19 protein-coding genes are annotated in these 17,155 nt (G+C 64.2%); 7 read left to right on the top strand and 12 right to left on the bottom strand.

Going from position 1 to position 17,155, the window contains the following annotated elements; translation table 11 throughout:
• Positions 1–3 precede the first annotated feature (3 nt).
• The 4 genes from KUV26_RS14285 to def (KUV26_RS14270) form a co-directional block, all read right to left on the bottom strand.
• The gene (locus tag KUV26_RS14285; protein ID WP_222504868.1) at positions 4–240 is read right to left on the bottom strand and encodes a GlsB/YeaQ/YmgE family stress response membrane protein; all 237 of its coding nucleotides are present in this window, start codon (positions 238–240) and stop codon (positions 4–6) included.
• Between the two features lie 12 nt (positions 241–252).
• Positions 253–1,158: a methionyl-tRNA formyltransferase gene (gene fmt, locus KUV26_RS14280; RefSeq protein ID WP_222508838.1), complete on the bottom strand. Its 906-nt coding sequence runs from the start codon at positions 1,156–1,158 to the stop codon at positions 253–255.
• 110 nt (positions 1,159–1,268) lie between these two features.
• Positions 1,269–1,766: a peptide deformylase gene (def, locus tag KUV26_RS14275; protein WP_222508837.1), complete on the bottom strand. Its 498-nt coding sequence runs from the start codon at positions 1,764–1,766 to the stop codon at positions 1,269–1,271.
• 13 nt (positions 1,767–1,779) lie between these two features.
• The gene (def, locus tag KUV26_RS14270; RefSeq protein ID WP_222508836.1) at positions 1,780–2,298 is read right to left on the bottom strand and encodes a peptide deformylase; all 519 of its coding nucleotides are present in this window, start codon (positions 2,296–2,298) and stop codon (positions 1,780–1,782) included.
• 98 nt (positions 2,299–2,396) lie between these two features.
• Here def (KUV26_RS14270) and KUV26_RS14265 point away from each other — a divergent pair, with 98 nt between their 5' ends.
• Both KUV26_RS14265 and KUV26_RS14260 read left to right on the top strand, forming a co-directional pair.
• Complete coding sequence (locus KUV26_RS14265; RefSeq protein ID WP_222508835.1) at positions 2,397–3,569, top strand: MalY/PatB family protein; 1,173 nt, start codon at positions 2,397–2,399, stop codon at positions 3,567–3,569.
• A gap of 2 nt (positions 3,570–3,571) precedes the next feature.
• A complete protein-coding gene (locus tag KUV26_RS14260) occupies positions 3,572–4,102 on the top strand; it encodes a murein L,D-transpeptidase family protein (protein ID WP_222508834.1) in 531 nt (176 codons plus the stop codon).
• A gap of 9 nt (positions 4,103–4,111) precedes the next feature.
• Here KUV26_RS14260 and KUV26_RS14255 read toward each other — a convergent pair whose 3' ends face one another.
• On the bottom strand, positions 4,112–4,480 hold the full coding sequence (locus KUV26_RS14255) for a hypothetical protein (RefSeq protein WP_222508833.1): 369 nt from the start codon (positions 4,478–4,480) through the stop codon (positions 4,112–4,114).
• 213 nt (positions 4,481–4,693) lie between these two features.
• Between KUV26_RS14255 and KUV26_RS14250 the strand changes: the two genes are divergently transcribed.
• The 4 genes from KUV26_RS14250 (at position 4,694) to KUV26_RS14235 (ending at position 8,863) form a co-directional block, all read left to right on the top strand.
• Positions 4,694–5,668 carry a glutathione S-transferase family protein gene (locus KUV26_RS14250; protein ID WP_222508832.1) on the top strand — a complete coding sequence of 325 codons (975 nt, stop codon included), beginning with the start codon at positions 4,694–4,696 and terminating at the stop codon, positions 5,666–5,668.
• Between the two features lie 108 nt (positions 5,669–5,776).
• Positions 5,777–6,739: a threonine-phosphate decarboxylase gene (locus KUV26_RS14245; protein ID WP_222508831.1), complete on the top strand. Its 963-nt coding sequence runs from the start codon at positions 5,777–5,779 to the stop codon at positions 6,737–6,739.
• Positions 6,736–7,647, top strand: coding sequence for an adenosylcobinamide-phosphate synthase CbiB (gene cbiB / locus KUV26_RS14240; RefSeq protein ID WP_222508830.1), 912 nt, complete (start codon positions 6,736–6,738; stop codon positions 7,645–7,647). Before KUV26_RS14245 ends, cbiB begins: the two co-directional genes overlap by 4 nt.
• 46 nt (positions 7,648–7,693) lie before the next feature.
• A complete protein-coding gene (locus KUV26_RS14235; protein ID WP_222508829.1) occupies positions 7,694–8,863 on the top strand; it encodes a lytic murein transglycosylase in 1,170 nt (389 codons plus the stop codon).
• Here the strand turns inward: KUV26_RS14235 and KUV26_RS14230 are convergent.
• The 4 genes from KUV26_RS14230 to KUV26_RS14215 all read right to left on the bottom strand — a co-directional run bounded on the left by KUV26_RS14230 (position 8,860) and on the right by KUV26_RS14215 (position 14,632).
• On the bottom strand, positions 8,860–9,204 hold the full coding sequence (locus KUV26_RS14230; RefSeq protein ID WP_315900118.1) for a hypothetical protein: 345 nt from the start codon (positions 9,202–9,204) through the stop codon (positions 8,860–8,862). The two genes, KUV26_RS14235 and KUV26_RS14230, sit on opposite strands and share 4 nt — an antisense overlap.
• A 69-nt stretch (positions 9,205–9,273) precedes the next feature.
• Positions 9,274–9,741, bottom strand: a complete 468-nt coding sequence (locus KUV26_RS14225) for a YbjN domain-containing protein (RefSeq protein WP_222508827.1) — start codon at positions 9,739–9,741, stop codon at positions 9,274–9,276.
• Positions 9,742–9,802: 61 nt separating this feature from the next.
• Positions 9,803–13,258: a chromosome segregation SMC family protein gene (locus KUV26_RS14220; protein WP_222508826.1), complete on the bottom strand. Its 3,456-nt coding sequence runs from the start codon at positions 13,256–13,258 to the stop codon at positions 9,803–9,805.
• A gap of 165 nt (positions 13,259–13,423) precedes the next feature.
• A complete protein-coding gene (locus KUV26_RS14215; RefSeq protein ID WP_222508825.1) occupies positions 13,424–14,632 on the bottom strand; it encodes a PLP-dependent aminotransferase family protein in 1,209 nt (402 codons plus the stop codon).
• A gap of 157 nt (positions 14,633–14,789) precedes the next feature.
• Between KUV26_RS14215 and KUV26_RS14210 the strand changes: the two genes are divergently transcribed.
• On the top strand, positions 14,790–15,560 hold the full coding sequence (locus KUV26_RS14210; RefSeq protein ID WP_222508824.1) for a FadR/GntR family transcriptional regulator: 771 nt from the start codon (positions 14,790–14,792) through the stop codon (positions 15,558–15,560).
• Between the two features lie 138 nt (positions 15,561–15,698).
• Here the strand turns inward: KUV26_RS14210 and KUV26_RS14205 are convergent, their stop codons facing one another.
• The 3 genes from KUV26_RS14205 to KUV26_RS14195 all read right to left on the bottom strand — a co-directional run bounded on the left by KUV26_RS14205 (position 15,699) and on the right by KUV26_RS14195 (position 17,135).
• Positions 15,699–16,256, bottom strand: coding sequence for a F0F1 ATP synthase subunit B (locus KUV26_RS14205; protein ID WP_222504852.1), 558 nt, complete (start codon positions 16,254–16,256; stop codon positions 15,699–15,701).
• Positions 16,257–16,260: 4 nt separating this feature from the next.
• Positions 16,261–16,809, bottom strand: coding sequence for a F0F1 ATP synthase subunit B' (locus KUV26_RS14200; protein WP_222508823.1), 549 nt, complete (start codon positions 16,807–16,809; stop codon positions 16,261–16,263).
• 89 nt (positions 16,810–16,898) lie between these two features.
• On the bottom strand, positions 16,899–17,135 hold the full coding sequence (locus KUV26_RS14195) for a F0F1 ATP synthase subunit C (protein WP_008553903.1): 237 nt from the start codon (positions 17,133–17,135) through the stop codon (positions 16,899–16,901).
• Between the last annotated feature and the right edge of the window lie 20 nt (positions 17,136–17,155).

Genomic DNA, 17,155 nt, shown 5'->3' with positions numbered 1-17,155 from the left:
CGGCTAACGCTGAATGTAGCGCTGCCAAAGCCAGATCAGCACAAGGGCGCCCAAGACGGCTCCAACAAAGCCGGCCATGAACCCCATCACTGCCAGCAGAGCGCGCAGCACTAAGCCGCCGATCAGCGCTCCTGCCATACCGATACAGACCGTGGTGATGATATCGGTCTCAAGCCGCATCAGCCGGGTTGCCAGGAAACCGGCTGCGGCGCCGATGATGATCAGGGCAATGATGGGCATCAGACCCTCCGGTTACAGGCGGCGGCCCTTCGGAACCGGGAAGCCGCGCAGGAATACATCGGGATCCTGCGCGCTTTTGCCCGCGCGTTGCAAGCGCAACAGCTGCACCGCGCCGGCCCCGCAGGCAACCGTCAGGGCGTCGTCCAGCACCTCGCCGGGCACGCCCTGCCCCTCCGCAATCCGTGACGCCAGCAGCTTGACCCGCTGGCCTTCGATCTCGCACCAGGCTCCGGGGAAGGGCGACAGGCCGCGGATCTTCCGGTCCACTTCCGCTGCCGGGCGGGACCAGTCGATCTGAGCCTCCGCCTTGTCGATTTTTTCCGCGTAGGTGACGCCATCTCCGGGCTGCACTTCCGGTGTCAGCTCCGGCAGGCGCCGCAAGGCCTCAACGATCAGTCCGGCCCCCATTTCCGAAAGCCGGTCATGCAACTGTGCGGTGGTTTCCTCTGCACTGATCGCAGTGGCCTCACGCAGCAGCACCGGGCCGGTGTCGAGCCCCGCTTCCATCTGCATGATGCAAACGCCGGTTTCCGCGTCGCCCGCCATGATCGCCCGGTGGATCGGTGCCGCGCCGCGCCAGCGCGGCAGCAGGCTCGCATGGATGTTCAGGCAGCCGTGCCGGGGCGCATCCAGAATGGCCTGCGGCAGGATCAGACCGTAGGCCACCACCACCGCCACATCCGCATTCAGCCCCGCAAATGCTCCCTGCTCCTCCTCGCCTTTGAGCGAAACCGGGTGGCGCACTTCCAGCCCCAAGTCCGCGGCGCGGGCGTGAACGGGTGCAGGCCGGTCCTTCTTGCCGCGGCCGGCCGGCCGGGGCGGCTGGCAGTAAACAGCGGCAATCTCATGCCCGGACTCCACCAGCGCGTCCAGCACCGGCACCGAGAAATCGGGCGTTCCCATGAAGATGATGCGCATCTATGCCTCCGTAGGGCGGGCAATCTGCCCGCCAAGCCTTCCCCGGGGCGCCTTGCAGTTTGCCGCCAGGCGCGAGCCGGATCGCAGGCGATCCGGAAAAAATATCAGTTTCAGCCGTTCAGCTTCTTTGCCTTGCGGATCAGCATGTCGCGCTTCACCTTGCTGAGACGGTCGAAATACATCCTGCCGTTCAGGTGGTCGATCTGGTGCTGCACCGAGGTTGCCTCGATCCCGACGAAATCCTTGCGGTCCACCATGCCCTGCTCGTTGATGAACCGGACCGTGACGGCGCGCGGGCGTTTGATCCTGGCGGAGACGCCGGGCAGATTGGGGCTGGCCTCGTTATGCTCGCGCAGCTCGACCGAGGCATGCAGAATCTCGGGGTTGGCGAGCTTCACGGCACGGCCGCGCTCAGTCGAGCCGTCCACCACCGCAAGCCGCAGCATCACGCCAATCTGGTTGGCGGCCAGGCCGACACCCGGCATTGCCTCCATCGTATCGACCATGTCGTTCCAGATTTCACGGATCTCATCGGTGATCTCTGTCACCTCTTCAGCCTTCGTGCGCAGGCATTTGTCGGGCCAGGGCAGGCAGGTGCGGACGGTCATGTCTGGGCTTCCCTCAGGCGCGGGCGCGTTCGCGCTTCAGTTTCTGCATCTTGCGGGTGATCATCTGGCGCTTCAGCGGCTTCAGATAGTCGATAAACAGTTTACCGTTCAGGTGGTCGATCTCATGCTGGACGCAGGTCGCCCAGAGGCCACCGAAGGTCTCGCGCTGCGCATTGCCGTCGCGGTCCATCCATTCGACCTCCACCACCTTGGGGCGGGTCACCTCGGCATATTGATCCGGGATCGAGAGGCAGCCTTCCTCATAGACATTGGTTTCGTCCGAGGCGGAAATGATCTCGGGGTTGAACATCACCAGCGGGCGCGGCTCACCATCTTCTTCCTTGACGCAGTCCAGCACGATCAGCCGCTGCAGGATGCCGATCTGCGGCGCCGCCAAGCCGATGCCCGGTGCGGCATACATGGTTTCCAGCATGTCGTCCGCCAGCACGCGCAAGTCGTCGCTCAGGTCCGGCACAGCCACGCAGACCTTTTTCAGGCGGGGATCGGGGTGGATCAGGATCGGTCTTTTCATGTGCTTCATGTATGCGATTGCAGCCCCCATCGCAACGCCCCCTTGCGCGCGCCGCTGCAGCGATTAGCTTCGCTTGCAACGATACGGGAGCTCACCACATGAATTTTGACAAACCGACTGACCGCCGCGGCACACACAGCTCGAAATGGGACAAGATGGAGAAGCTGTTCGGCGTCTCCCCCGAGGATGGTCTGGCGATGTGGACGGCGGACTCAGACTATGAGACCGCGCCCTGCGTGATCGAGGCGGTCAAACAGGCCGCAGAGCATGGCGTGTTCGGATATTCCTGGCAGCACCCGGAGTATCTGAAGGCGGTGCAGTGGTGGATGAAAAACCGGCACAGCTGGGAGATCGAGACCGAATGGGTGCTGACCTCGCAAGGTTTGGGCAACGCCATTGCGCTCTGCATTGATGTCTGGAGCGAACCCGGCGACGGCGTCGTGATCTTCTCGCCCGTCTACCATGAATTTGCCCACAAAGTGAACAAGGCGGGCCGCAAGGTGACCGAATGCCCGCTGGCGCGGGACGGCGGCACGTACAACCTGGACCTTGATGATGCGCAATCCCGCTTGAACGGGACTGAGAAGCTGCTGCTGTGGTGCTCGCCGCAGAACCCCTCGGGCCGGGTCTGGACGCCGGAGGAACTGCGTGCGGTGGCGGCGTTCGCCAAGCGCAACGGGCTGATCCTGGTATCGGATGAAATCCACCATGACCTGGTCTACCCGGGCAGCACCTTTGTGCCGATGGATGTGGCCGCGCCCGATGCCCGTCCCTGGACCGTCACCCTGACGGCGCCCTCTAAGACCTTCAACATCGCCGGTCAGCGCACCGGCAACATGATGATCCCGGACCCGGACCTGCGGGCGGCGATGCGGCACCGCCAGGCCACCTTGGATTATGACCCCAGCGCGCTTGGCGTGGCGATGATCACCGCCGCCTATTCGCCCGAAGGCGCAGAATGGGTCGATGCCCAGATCGCCCATCTGGAGGGCAACCGGAAACTGTTTGACGAGACCGTGAACGCGCTGCCGGGACTGAAGTCGCTGCCGCTGCAGTCGACCTACCTGGCCTGGGTCGATTTCTCCGGCACCGGCATGAGCCGAGCGGAATTCATCAAGCGGCTGCGCGAGGACGCCAGAATCGCCACCTCGCCGGGCGACGGTTTCGGAGCCGGCGGCGAATTCATGGAGCGTTTCAACCTCGCCACACAGCGGGCACGGGTTGAGGAAGCCTGCCGCCGCCTGACCGCAGCCTTCTCGGACCTGCAGTAACAGTGAAACGCCTGCTGCGCCTGCTGGCGCTGGTTGTCGTGACCGGCGCCGCCTGGGTGGCCTGGCAGGCCTTTGCGCCGCCCCCCGCACCGCCGCCGCATGCCGCAGCGGTGGACCGGATCGACCGCATCCTGATCGAGAAATCCGCCCGCCGCCTGACCGCCAGCCGCGGCGGGGAGACCGTGCTGAAATTCCCCATCGCGCTGGGATTTGCACCGTCAGGCGACAAGGAGCAGGAAGGCGACGGAAAAACGCCTGAAGGCCTCTTCAGGATCGACCGGCGCAACCCCAACAGCGCCTATCACCTGTCGCTGGGAATCGACTATCCGAAGCCCGAGGACCGCGCCCGCGCCGAAGCCGCCGGGCTCAGCCCGGGCGGCGATATATTCATTCACGGGCAGCCGAATTCGGTCGGCAATCTTATCACTTTGCCTGGCGATTGGACCGCCGGCTGCATTGCTGTAAGCAATGAGCAGATGCAAACGCTCTGGCGCCTTGCAGAGATCGGGACAGTGGTGGAGATCCGGCCCTAGGGCGCCGGATCAGATTTTGCCTTGCGACTGGTCGAAGGGGATCAGCCCGGCAGGCCCGTCCGGCGACTTGTAGAAATCCAGGGGCGCCTGGTCCGCGGCCGGGGTCGAGCGCTTGAACTCATAGCGCATCTCACCGCCTTCTTCCTCGCCTGCAACGATCAGGCATTGCGACAAGTGGCGGGCACCGTCGTAGATATCAACCAGCCCGCGCAGCATCGGCGCGGTCTCCGCCTCGACCGAGAAACCGGTCTTCCACAGCCGCAGCACCGGATAGAGCTCATTGTCCGCCATCACCCGCAAACGGCTCTTGCGCCGCATCCCTTGCAGGCGGGCGGAGTCCAGCGCTTCCTGCACGGCTTTGGGTACATAAGTATTCATCGCAGCAGCCTTCCAAATGCTTGGGTTTCCCCGGTCCTTCTCTCAACGGTGCGTCACAAACATATAAAATCAAGTGAACATTTTCGAAAATTTCACGGCCGCGCAATTTTGTTGCTCCTGTGCAGAGGTGCAGAAGGCCTGCGCGCTGGCTTGCATAGGCGCCCGCGCCCGCTCCGCATATGTTTTCCCTGCACAGCAGCAGGAGCAGACGCGATGGGACTTTTGATCGACGGGAAATGGCACGACCAGTGGTATGATACCAAATCCACCGGCGGCGCCTTCAAGCGCAGCGAATCGCAGTTCCGCAACTGGATCACCGCGGACGGCAGCGCAGGCCCGTCGGGCGATGGCGGCTTCAAGGCGGAAAGCGGACGCTACCACCTCTATGTGTCGCTGGCCTGCCCCTGGGCCCACCGCACCCTGATTTTCCGCCAGCTGAAGGAGCTGGAGGATCACATTACCGTCTCCGCGGTGCACCCCGACATGCTGGGCGAAGGCTGGACCTTTGACACCGACGCGCACGGGGCCACCGGCGACTCCCTTTTCGGCAGCTCCCATCTGCATCAGATATACACCCGCGCCGATGCGGAATACACCGGCCGGGTGACGGTGCCGGTGCTGTGGGACAAGGCGAAAGCCACCATTGTCTCCAACGAAAGCGCCGAGATTATCCGCATGTTCAACTCGGCCTTCGACGGGGTCACTGGCAACGGCGACGACTATTGGCCCGAGGAGCTGCGCGAACCGATTGAAGCGGTCAACGCCCGCATTTACAGCACGATAAACAACGGCGTCTACAAATGCGGCTTTGCCACGTCACAAGAGGCCTATGACGACGCGGTCGTGCCGCTGTTCGACAGCCTGGACTGGCTGGAGGATCTGCTGTCGCAGCACCGCTACCTGCTGGGTGAGCGCATCACCGAGGCAGACTGGCGCCTGTTCACCACGCTGCTGCGTTTCGACCCGGTCTACCACACCCATTTCAAATGCAACCGCAAACGGCTGACGGATTACCCCAACCTCTGGGCGTACACGCGCGAGCTGTACCAGTGGCCGGGCGTGGCGGAGACCGTGGGGATGCAGCATATCGTGCGCCATTACCACTACAGCCACGACACCATCAATCCGCACCGGATCATCCCCATAAACCCAGTTATCGGCTGGATGGAGCCGCACGGGCGCGGCTGACGCCATAAATAGGGAGTTCACGCATCGTGCGGCATAGGTTAATACGCGCAGTGCCTCACATGGCAGCCGGCCCCGGGCCGGAGCGAACTCTCACCGGTGGCGACCGCGATGCATGACCTCTCTCTCGACCTAGCGACCCAGCCCCGCGATCATGGCGGCAACCTGAGCGCGGCCATTGCCGAATTCGGCGGCAGCCGCAGCGGCTGGATGGACCTGTCCACCGGCATCAACCCGCACCCCTACCCGCTGCCGGAATTCACCGCCGGCGACTGGGGGGCGCTGCCGGATGCGGACGCCCTGGCGGAAGTGGAGCGGGCTGCCCGCAGGTTCTGGAACATCCCGGATCAAGCGGCGGTTCTGGCGGCTCCCGGCGCTTCGGCCCTGATTGCGGCGCTGCCTGCCCTGGCCGAACCGCGCTGGGTGCAGATCACCAAGCCCACCTATAATGAGCACGCCGCCGCGTTCGAGGCTCGCGGCTGGATTGTCCGGGTGCACGGCCCCGCCGAAGCGCAGGTGGCAGTTCATCCTAACAATCCGGACGGCCGCTTGTGGAGCGAAGAGGATCTTTCTGCGCCGCTGACCATCATTGACGAGAGTTTCTGCGACGTTTGCCCTGATCAGAGCCTGATCCGCCTGGCCGCACGCCCGGGCACCGTGGTGCTGAAAAGCTTCGGCAAGTTCTGGGGCCTCGCGGGCCTGCGGCTCGGCTTCGCCATCGGTGACCCTAGGCTGATTGCGCAGCTGGCGACCTGGCAGGGCCCCTGGGCGGTGTCCGGCCCTGCCCTGCGCACCGGCGCCCTGGCGCTGCGGGATCACGACTGGGCAGAAGCAACCCGCACCAGGCTCCGCCAGGATGCGGCCAGGCTGGACGAGCTTGTGCTCGCCAAAGGGGCCTCGCTTGCAGGCGGCACCGATCTGTTCCGGCTCTACACGGTGGATGATGCCGCGGCCTGGCAGCGCAGGCTGGCCCGCGCCCATATCTGGAGCCGCATTTTCCCCTATTCAAAAACCTACCTGCGACTCGGCCTGCCGCACGCGGAGGGCTGGGACAGACTGGAGGCTGCGCTATGACCACCGCCGGAATGCTCGCTGTTGCCCTGCTGCTGGATGCCGTCTTCGGCGAACCGAAATGGCTGTGGTCGCGGGTCACCCACCCGGCCGTGCTGATGGGCAGGATGGTCAGCCTTCTCGACCGCAAGCTCAACTCCGGCTCCAGCCGCCGCATCAATGGCGTGCTGGCGGCGGCCGCCCTGGTTCTGGCCGGCTTCATCGCGGGCAAGCTGCTGGCCTTGCCCGGCACGCTGGTGGAAATCCTTGTTGCAGCAATCCTGATCGCCCAGCGGTCCCTGACCGAACATGTGGCTGCCGTGGCCAGCGGCCTGCGCAACAGCCTGGAAGAAGGCCGCGAGGCCGTGGCGATGATCGTCAGCCGCGATACAGAGAGCATGACCGCGCCGCAGGCCGCGCGCTCTGCTATCGAAAGCGGCGCGGAGAACCTGTCCGACGGCGTTATTGCGCCCGCCTTCTGGTTCCTGATTGCCGGGCTGCCGGGGCTGATCATCTACAAGCTGGTCAACACCGCAGACAGCATGATCGGCTACCGCAACGACCGGTACCGGGACTTTGGCTGGGCCAGCGCCCGGCTGGACGACCTGCTGAACCTGATCCCGGCCCGGATCACCGGGGGGCTGATCGCCCTGGCCGGCGGCCAGCTGAGGCACTGGGGCGCCATCGCCGAGGATGCCCGCACGCACCGCTCCCCCAATGCCGGCTGGCCCGAGGCCGCGATGGCGCGGGCGCTGGATGCATCGCTGGCCGGGCCGCGGTCTTACGACGGCCAAATGCGCGATTTTCGCTGGGTCCACGCCAGCGGCGTCAAAAGCGCCAGTGCTGAAACCATCACGCGATCGGTTACGCTCCTATGGCAGGCCTGGGCGCTTGCGCTGGCCCTGACGGTTGCCATTGCCGCGGTTTTCTAGCACATAAGACCCCGTGGGAGCGGTAAGACCAAGGAGCGCCAGAACCATGCGCCTAATGCCCTTTGTCCTCGCAGCGGCCCTGCTGCCTGCTGCGGCAGCAGCCCAGTGCGGCGGCGGCTTTCAGAACTTCGTGAAGCTGATGAAGGAAGAGGCCGTTCAGGCCGGCTATGACAACGCCACGGTCAATGCCTTTTTCGCCGCCACCAGCCAGGACCCCCGCGTGCTCAAGGCCGACCGGGGTCAGGGAGTCTTCCAGAAACCCTTTATCGACTTTTCCCGCCGCCTGATCTCGCAGGAGCGCCTGCGGCGCGGCTTGCAGATGTCGCAAAAACACGACGCCACATTCCAGCGGATCGAGAACACCTATGGCATCGACCGCGGTGTTCTGCTGGCCTTCTGGGCGTTCGAGACCGACTACGGCGGATACCAGGGCGATTTCAACACCCGCGACGCGCTGGTCACGCTGGCGCATGACTGCCGCCGTCCGGAGCTGTTCCGGCCGCAGGTGTTCTCCGCACTGGAACTGTTCAAACAGGGCAACTTCGACCCTGAGCGCACCACCGGTGCCTGGGCGGGCGAGATCGGCATGGTGCAGATGCTGCCGGGCGATATCCTGCGGCACGGTGTCGATGCCGATGGCGACGGCAAAGTCAGCCTGAAGACTTCGGCCCCCGATGCGCTGATGTCCGGTGCCCGGATGCTGTCGCACCTCGGCTGGCAGCCGGGCCAGCCATGGCTGCAGGAAGTCACCATCCCCGCGGACCTGGACCTGTCCATGAGCGGCACCGCGAAGAAGAAGTCCGTGGCGCAGTGGCGCAAGCTGGGCGTGGCTGCACGCGAGGGCAATCTGGCAGACCCGTCCCTGCGCGCTTCGCTGCTGCTGCCGCAGGGCCACAAGGGGCCTGCCTTTCTCGCCTATCCGAACTTCGGCGTTTATTTCGAATGGAACCAGAGCTTCACTTATGTGCTGACTGCCGCCTATTTTGCCAACCGGCTGCAAGGCGCCGAGGTCTATGAGGCAGGCAAGCCGGACAGCGGACTGAATGACGCCCAGATGAAGCAGCTGCAGAAGAAACTGCAGGCGCGCGGCCACAACGTGGGCGACATTGACGGTATCCTTGGCGCCCGCACCCGGGTCGCTGTGCAGAAAGAGCAGGTCCGCCTCGGCCTGCCCGCAGACGCCTGGCCGACCCCGGCATTGCTCAAAAAGCTCTAGCGCACCGGAAACCTCTCGCCGTTTTCTGTGATCAGAATGATCCGGCTGCCGTTGCGGACAAACATGTCGCAGCGGCCGAACCCGTTGGTGAAGGCAACACAGATACTGCCGTCTTCAACGATCCGGTAAGTGCCCCAGGCAGTGCCGCCGCCGTTTTCTGCGGAGTATGTGTAGGCATAGGCGCCGCCGCTGCCGTATTGCGACTCGCCGCCGTCAAAAAAGCGGAAGGACTGCCCCGGGAGCGCCTCCAGCTCTGATTGCGCGAAAGGCGTGTCGCCGGGCTTCAGCTTCCAGCTATCAGCGGCGGCGCTGCCGGCCAACAGGCAAAGGAATAGGGGCATGATCCGTCTCATGCCCCCACCCTAGCGTTTCAGTCTGCAACCTGCTGTCACGATCCGGTGACGGCGGGATTACCAACCGATGAATTCCTCGAAATCCTGCACGGCCCGGTTCCATATTCCGACCGCATCGGCAAAGTCATCCGGAGTCATGCCATTATCCCCCAGCAGCAGATCCATCTCGATCCGGGCGGAGCCTTCCTCGGAGACATAGGCACGGGCAAATCGATTATTGGTGTTCCATTCATTGATTTTGGACAGGCGCACGCTGCCGTCAGTCTGGTAGCCGGAGAAGAACTGAATGGCCTCGCAGTCGGTGTTGTTGTCGCAGCCGTAATAATAAACCGAGAAGTCATTGCCGTAGTATTCGACCTTCAGGTTCGGGTCGCCAACGCTGTCAGTGGTCATTTCAACCTCGGCGCCCTCGTCCTTGAAAAAATTGGCGACACTGTCCCCGGTCTTGGCAACAACATTTTCCGCCATTGCGGCAGCCGGCATCACCAGCACAGCAGCCGCAGCAATTGCTTTGAGCGTATACATCTGTCACTCCACAAAATTCGTCTTGTCAAACAGGTCCGGCGCGGTTCCTCCGCGCCGGAAGTCAGGCCACCATCGCCTCTGCCTTCTTGAGGTCAACCGAAACCAGCTGGCTGACGCCCTTTTCCTGCATGGTGACGCCGAAAAGCCGGTCCATCCGCGCCATAGTCACCGCGTGGTGGGTGATAATCAGGAAGCGGGTATCGGTCTGGCGGCACATCTCGTCCAGCAGATCGCAGAAACGGGTGACGTTGGCGTCATCCAGCGGCGCGTCGACCTCGTCCAGCACACAGATCGGCGCCGGGTTCGACAGGAACACCGCAAAGATCAGTGCCATGGCGGTCAGCGTCTGCTCGCCGCCCGACAGCAGCGACAGGGTCGACAGCTTCTTGCCCGGCGGCTGGCACATGATCTCAAGCCCCGCATCCAGCGGGTCGTCGCTTTCGACCATCACCAGATTGGCCTCACCGCCGCCGAACAGATGGGTGAACAGCATCGCAAAGCTGTTGTTCACCTGCTCGAAGGCGGTCAGCAGCCGCTCGCGGCCCTCGCGGTTGAGGCTGGAAATGCCGTCGCGCAGGGTCTTCACCGCGCCTTCCAGATCCAGCTTTTCAGCCACCAGCGTATCATGCTCTTCCTGAACACTGCGCGCGTCTTCCTCGGCGCGCAGGTTGACCGCCCCCAGCGCATCGCGCTGGCGCTTGTAGCGGTCGACGTCATGCTCCAGATCCTCTGAGGACGGCATTTCGTCCGGCGACACGCCCAGTTTCTCGAGCAGCGCCTGCGGGGTGATCTGCTGCGCCTCGATGATCCGGCCAGCGGCCTGTGTCACGGCATCCTTGGCTGCGTCGCTGCGTGCCTCGGAACGGGCCCGGGCCTCGCGCGCCTCGGAGGCCAGCCGCTCGCATTCGCGCTCCTTGTGGACGGCCTCGCGCAGCTCGGCTTCGGCTGCAATCAGTGCCTCGGTGGCGGCCGACTTACGCGCTTCGGCCTCGGAGATCGCCTCATTCAGCTCTTCCCGCTTTTCCGCAATCTCCTCCGGAACCGCGTTGGCCTCTTCCAATTCGACCTGCGAGGCCTCACGTCGTTCGGCCAGTTCCTCGATCCGCGCCTCGGCGCTCTCCAGACGGTGGCGCCAGCCCGACAGCTCCTTGGTGACTTCCTGCGCGCGTTTGGTGCGAGCCTCGCCCTCACGGCGCAGCTCGTCATGACTGGAGCGGTGGGTCAGCATGGTGATCCGCGCCGCCTCCACCGACTGCTTGATGTCTTCCACCGCGGTGCGGGCCTGATCCAGGTCGCCCAGTTCCCCCAGCGCCTTTTGAGCCTCTTTCAGCTGCAAGCTGGCGTTCAGCGCGTCTTCCTCATGACGCGACACCGCAATGCCCAGGGTCTCCAGCTTGCCTTCGGCCAGGTTGCGGTCGGCCTCTGCCCGGCTAAGGGCACGGGCCGCATCAGCCACCCGCTGATCCGCCACACGGCGGGCCTGACGGGCGTTCTGGTCGGCCAGCGTCACCTCTTCCAGCTTGCGCAGCAGCATTTCATGCGCGGCGCGGGCGCCGTCGGCCTTGGCGCTGACACGCTCCATTTCCTGCTTCAGCGCTTCCAGCTTATTGAGCTGCTCCAGCCGCAGGGCTGCGGCACTCGGAGCATCCTCGGCCCAGGCTCGGTAGCCATCCCAGCGCCACAGGTCACCCTCCAGCGTGACCAAGCGCTGCCCCGGCTGCAGCTGTGCCTGCAAGCCCGCCGCGGCGTCGCCGTCCACCAGCCCGATCTGCGCCACCCGGCGCGACAGGGCCTCCGGGCCGGAGACAAACAGCGCCAAAGGCTGTGCCCCCTCCGGCAGCGCCGCGTCGCGGTCATAGCCCGGCAGCGACAGCCAACCGGTCGGTCCGTCCGCATCCGCCAGGGGCGCCCGCAGATCATCAGCCAGCGCAGCACCCAGCGCCTTCTCGTACCCCGGGGCCACGGTCAGCTCATCCAGAACCTGGCCGCCCTCGGCGGTGTCGCGCTCCACCAGCTTGGCCAGTGCAGTCACTTCAGCACGCAGCGCACCCAGCTCGCCTTCGGCCTCGGAACGCTGCGAGCGCGCCTCGGCCTCGCGGCTCTGCGTTTCAGTGCGCGCCTCATCGGCTGCCTCCAGCGCCTCTTCCGCCATCTCCGAGGCTTCGCGGGCCTCTTCCTCAGCCGTCACCGCCGACTCAAACTTCTCGGCCGCCAATTCCAGCGCTTCCCGCGCTTCGCCCTGGGCTGCGCGGGCCTTCTCCGCTTCGCCCTCAGAGCGGCCAAGAGCGCGCTGGCAGTCCTCGACCGCGCGCCGCGCCGACTGGTGGCGGGCCGCGAGGCGGGCCACATCCTCGGTTACTTGCGCCAGATGATCTTCGCGGGCCTGCAGGATCGAACCCGCATCGCGGGCCAGTTCAGCGGCTTCGGCGAGTTTGGCATCATGGCCGTCGCCGGCCTTGGACAGCTCGCGCTGCTCCCATTCCAGACGTTCGATGGTCTCGCCGGCGTCCTTGTTCAGGCCCGCCTCGCGTTCTATGTCGTTGCCCAGCTGCACGATCCGGCTGCTGAGCCGTTCGATGGTTTGGCGCGCCTGCGCCTCCTGATCGCCCAGTGAATCCCGCTGCACCACCAGCCGCTGCAGAATCGCGGCCGCGATGGCCTCTTCCTCGCGCAGGGGCGGCAGCTTTTCCTCAAACGTGCCGCGCTGCGCGGCAGCGGCCCGAACGAGCGCCTCGGCCTTTGACGCCTGCTCGACCCGCACCCGCAGCTCATCCTCGGAGGCCAGCCGCGCCTCATCCGCCTCGCGCCAGCGCCGGTACAGCAGCATGCCTTCGGACAGCCGCAGCTTCTCGCCGATCTCGCGGTAGCGCTGCGCCTGCCGCGCCTGCTTGGCCAGCTGCGCCAGCTGAGCCGCCAGCTGTTCGATCACGTCATCAACGCGCAGAAGGTTGGCCTCTGTGTTCTTCAGCTTCAGCTCTGCCTCATGGCGGCGCTGATAGAGGCCGGAGATCCCCGCGGCCTCTTCCAGAATGCGCCTCCGCGCCTTGGGCTTTGCGTTGATCAGCTCAGCAATCTGTCCCTGCCGCACCAGCGCAGGCGAATGCGCCCCGGTAGAGGCATCGGCAAACAGCATCTGCACGTCCCGCGCCCGTACATCCTTGCCGTTGGATTTATAGGCACTGCCCACATCCCGGGTGATACGCCGAACGATCTCCAGGATATCGCTGTCGTTGAACCCGGACGGCGCCAAACGCTCGGAGTTGTCGATCTGCAAGCTCACCTCGGCGAAGTTGCGGGCGGGCCGCGACGAGGTGCCTGCAAAGATCACATCCTCCATGCCGCCGCCGCGCATCGCCTTGGCGCGGGTCTCGCCCATCACCCAGCGCAGAGCCTCGAGAAGATTGGATTTGCCGCAACCGTTTGGACCCACAACCCCTGTCAGCCCATCGGCTATGACCAGTTCGGTAGGATCAACAAAGCTTTTGAAGCCGTTCAGCCTGAGCTTGGAAAACCGCAAAGCTGCCCCTTCGTGATTCCGTATCGAGAAAGTTCAGCGGTTCCTACCCCCTGTGTCAACGCTCCGCACCCCCAAATCGGGGCGAATTCTGTGCAAACCACACCATATCTTGTGGATAACCCGCAGGATCCGGCGGTGTTTTGCCTAGCAGAAGCCTGTCGGGCCTCAAACGGACCGCAACAACCGCCCCAGCCGGGCAATGCCTTCCTCGATGGCCGTATGGTAGGAATTGGAGAAGCTCAACCGGATCGTGTTCTGGCCGCTGCCATCGGCAAAGAACGCCTGGCCGGGGACAAAGGCCACCCGTTCCGTCTCCAGCGAACGCGCCAGCAAGCCTGCCCCGCTCATGCCATCCGGCAGGGTCACCCAGATGAACATCCCGCCCTCTGGCCGGGTCCACTCCACGCCCTCCGGCATATGTTCCGCCATGGCCGCAAGCATCACGTCCCGGCGGCGCTGATAAACCGCGCGCAGCTGCTCCACATGGGCGTCGAAACAGGTCTCTGCAACGCCATGCACAGCCATCTGGTTGATCGACGCCGTATGCAGGTCTGCCGCCTGTTTCAGCAGCACCATCTGCGCGATCACCGGTTTGGCCGCAACTGCCCAGCCGATCCGCACCCCCGGCGCCAGGGTCTTGCTGAAGGTGCCGCAGTAAACCGTCCGGCAATCCTCGATCGAGCCCTTCTGTTCAATCTCCAGCGCCAGCACCGGCAGCACGGGTTCGCCGTCATATCGCAGCGACTGATAGGCCGCATCCTCGATAACGGCGCAATCCAGCTTGTCCGCCAGTTCCAGCAGCCGAAACCTCCCGGCGCGGTCCAGTGTCTCTCCGGTCGGGTTGGCAAAGTCCGGCGACAGATAGGCGAATTTCACCGTACTGCCGGCCTCTGCCGCGCCTTCGGCATAGCTCTCCGCGGTGCGGTTCCCGTTCAGCGACAGCCGGTCATAGCGCGGCTCATAAGCGTTGAAGGCCGCCAGCGCGCCCAAGTAAGTTGGCCAGCCGACCAGCGCGGTATCGCCCGGCGAGAGGAACAGCTTTCCCAGATAGTCCAGCGCCTGCTGCGAACCGGAGGTAATCAGCACATTCTCCGGCTCGCAGACGATGCCAATCTTCTTCATCTCCCCCACGATCCACTGGCGCAGCGGCAGGTAGCCCTCGCTAACGGAATACTGCAGCGCCTGCGCCTGCCGGTCCGGCGCCAGCGCAATGGTGAAAGCCTCGGCAAAGTCGTCCGCGGGGAACAGCGCCGGATCCGGAATGCCACCAGCAAAAGAGATAATGTCCGGCTGATCCAGCAGTTTCAGAAGCTCGCGGATCTCCGACGCCTTCATCCGCGCATTCCGGCTGGCAAAGTTCTGATCCAACTGCATGGCCCTCTCCTGGCGTGTGATCTAGCGGAACGCTAGGCGATCGCAAATTAAAGTCAACAATACTGACCTATTGTTACAACCTTCGTGAAGCCACTCACCCTTGCAGCCAGGGCCGCCGCGTGGTCATATATCTTGACCAATCCGTCAGAGCTTCCAGATGCCCTTCCAGAAAGTTCAGCCCGAGAAACTCTCCGTCTCCGTCGTTAAGCAGATCGAGCAGCTGATCCTGCGCGGCATCCTTTCACCGGGCGAGCGGCTGCCGGCCGAGCGGGAGTTGGCCGAGCGGCTGGGCGTTTCCCGCCCCTCCCTGCGCGATGCCATCGGCGAATTGCAGGAACGCGGCCTGCTGGCGTCCAAGGCCGGTTCCGGCGTATTTGTGGCCGATGTTCTCGGTTCCGCCTTCTCCCCTGCCCTGATCCGGCTATTCGCCACCCATGACGAGGCGGTGTTCGACTACCTTTCCTTCCGCCGCGACATGGAAGGGCTGGCGGCTGAGCGCGCCGCCCGGTTCAGCTCGGATTACGACCTGCAAGTAATCCAGACGATTTTTGACAAAATGGAGGCGGCCGGCAATCCCGCTGTGTCCGAGGAGGCGGCCAAGCTCGACGCCCAGTTCCACTCCGCCATCATGGACGCCAGCCACAACGTGATCATGCTGCACATGATGCGCTCGATGTTCGATCTGCTGCGCGAGGGCGTCTTCTACAACCGCCGCATCATGTTCCAGCAGCACACCACTTATGAGGCGCTCTTGGAGCAGCACCGCGCCATCAACGCCGCCCTGCAGGCCCGCGACCCGCAGGCCGCCCGCACCGCGGTGGAGGCGCATCTGGACTATGTGAAACAGGCCCTCACCGACCACCAACGCGCTGAGCGCAACGCTGAAGTGGCAAAACAGCGGCTGGAGCATGAGACGGGCAAGGGCTAACTCTAACCGGTGGGCAAAATACCCACCCTACAGCCATGCCAGCCCCGTTGGGTGCGCAGTTCCGCCCACCAACTGCGGACACAAAAAAACCCGGCCACTCGGACCGGGTTCTTTTAACTTGTCTGTATCAGCCAAAGCTTAGTGCAGCTTGGCGTCCACATCCGCGATGGCGGCGTCGATCAGCTTGTTGGCCTCAGCGGCGGTCATCTGCTTGGAGATCACCTGATCCGCGGCGGCAACAGCGATGCTGATTGCCTGGTCGCGCACTTCCTTCACAGCCGAAGCTTCCGCCGAAGCGATCTGCTCCTGGGCAGCTGCCAGACGGCGGGCGATGGAAACCTCCAGATCGGCCTTGGCCTGCTCGGCTGCGCGGGCAGCGTCGTCACGGGCGGCGGCCACGATCTGGTCGGCCTGGGCCTGAACTTCCTGCTGCTTGCGCTCATAGGAGGCCAGAACCGTCTGGGCCTCTTCACGCAGGGCGCGGGCTTCGTCCAGTTCCTTCTGGATGCCTTCGGCGCGGTTGTCCAGCTGAGCGGCGATCAGCGAGGGCACCTTGGCAAACAGCAGAATGCCGATGAACAGAATGAACGCCAGTGCAACAACCAGGTTGGTGTTGGACAGGTCCATGCCGCCGCCGGCCGCAAATGCAGGGGAAGCCGCGCCAAGGGTCAGGGCAAGAGCGAGAATATTGCGCATGACCTTATCCTTTCGTCCGCTCGGCAACTGCCGCGGCAATTGCGTCTTTGTCTGCCGAACCGCCCAGTGCAGCGACCAGCGCCTCTGCAGTGTCGGTTGCAACCGCCTTCACGCTTTCCAGCGCGCCGGCCTTGATCTCGGCGATCGCCTTTTCGGATTCGGCAGCCTTGGCAGCGATCTGCTCGTCTGCTTTGGCGATGGCCTCATCCAGCCCGGCCTGGATTTCGGCGCGAGTCTCGGCAGCGATGCGCTGAGCCTCGGCACGGGCATCCGCCAGAGCTTTGTTGTATGCGTTTTCGGCCTCGACAGCCTTGGCTTTCAGGTCTTCAGCCGCGGCGAGGTCGTTGGTGATGGTCCCCTGACGCTCGGCCAGCACCGCAGCGATGCGGGGCAGCGCGACGCGCGACAGAATGAGGTAGATCACGACCAGGGCGACCACGAGCCAGAAGATCTGGTTCCCGAAGGTCGAGAAGTCCAGCTGCGGCATGCCCGGAGCAGACCCGTGCGCTGCGTCTGCCGCGCCGTGTGCTGCGTCTTGCGTATTAGATGCCATGTCGTCCTCCTTGGGAACTTGCCGTTACACCGGGCAGTGCAGGTTTAAAGCCGCACTGCCCGGCCGTAAGGAAATAGGTTCCTAAGGTCTTAGACGGCGAACATCAGCAGCAGAGCGACCAGGAACGAGAAGATGCCCAGTGCTTCTGCAAATGCGATGCCGATGAACAGGGTTGCGGTCTGGCCGGCGGCTGCCGACGGGTTACGCAGAGCGCCTGCCAGGAAGTTGCCGGCAACGTGGCCCACACCGATTGCGGCTGCGCCGGAACCGATTGCTGCCAGGCCTGCGCCAACGAATTGACCGAGTTGTGCGATATCGCCTTCCATGATGTCTCTCCTTACGATGG

The sequence above is a fragment of the Leisingera daeponensis genome, from assembly GCF_019801465.1.
Classification (GTDB): domain Bacteria; phylum Pseudomonadota; class Alphaproteobacteria; order Rhodobacterales; family Rhodobacteraceae; genus Leisingera; species Leisingera daeponensis_A.
The sequence above is the reverse complement of the archived record's forward strand: the minus strand, read 5'-3'. Positions and strand labels throughout refer to the sequence as shown.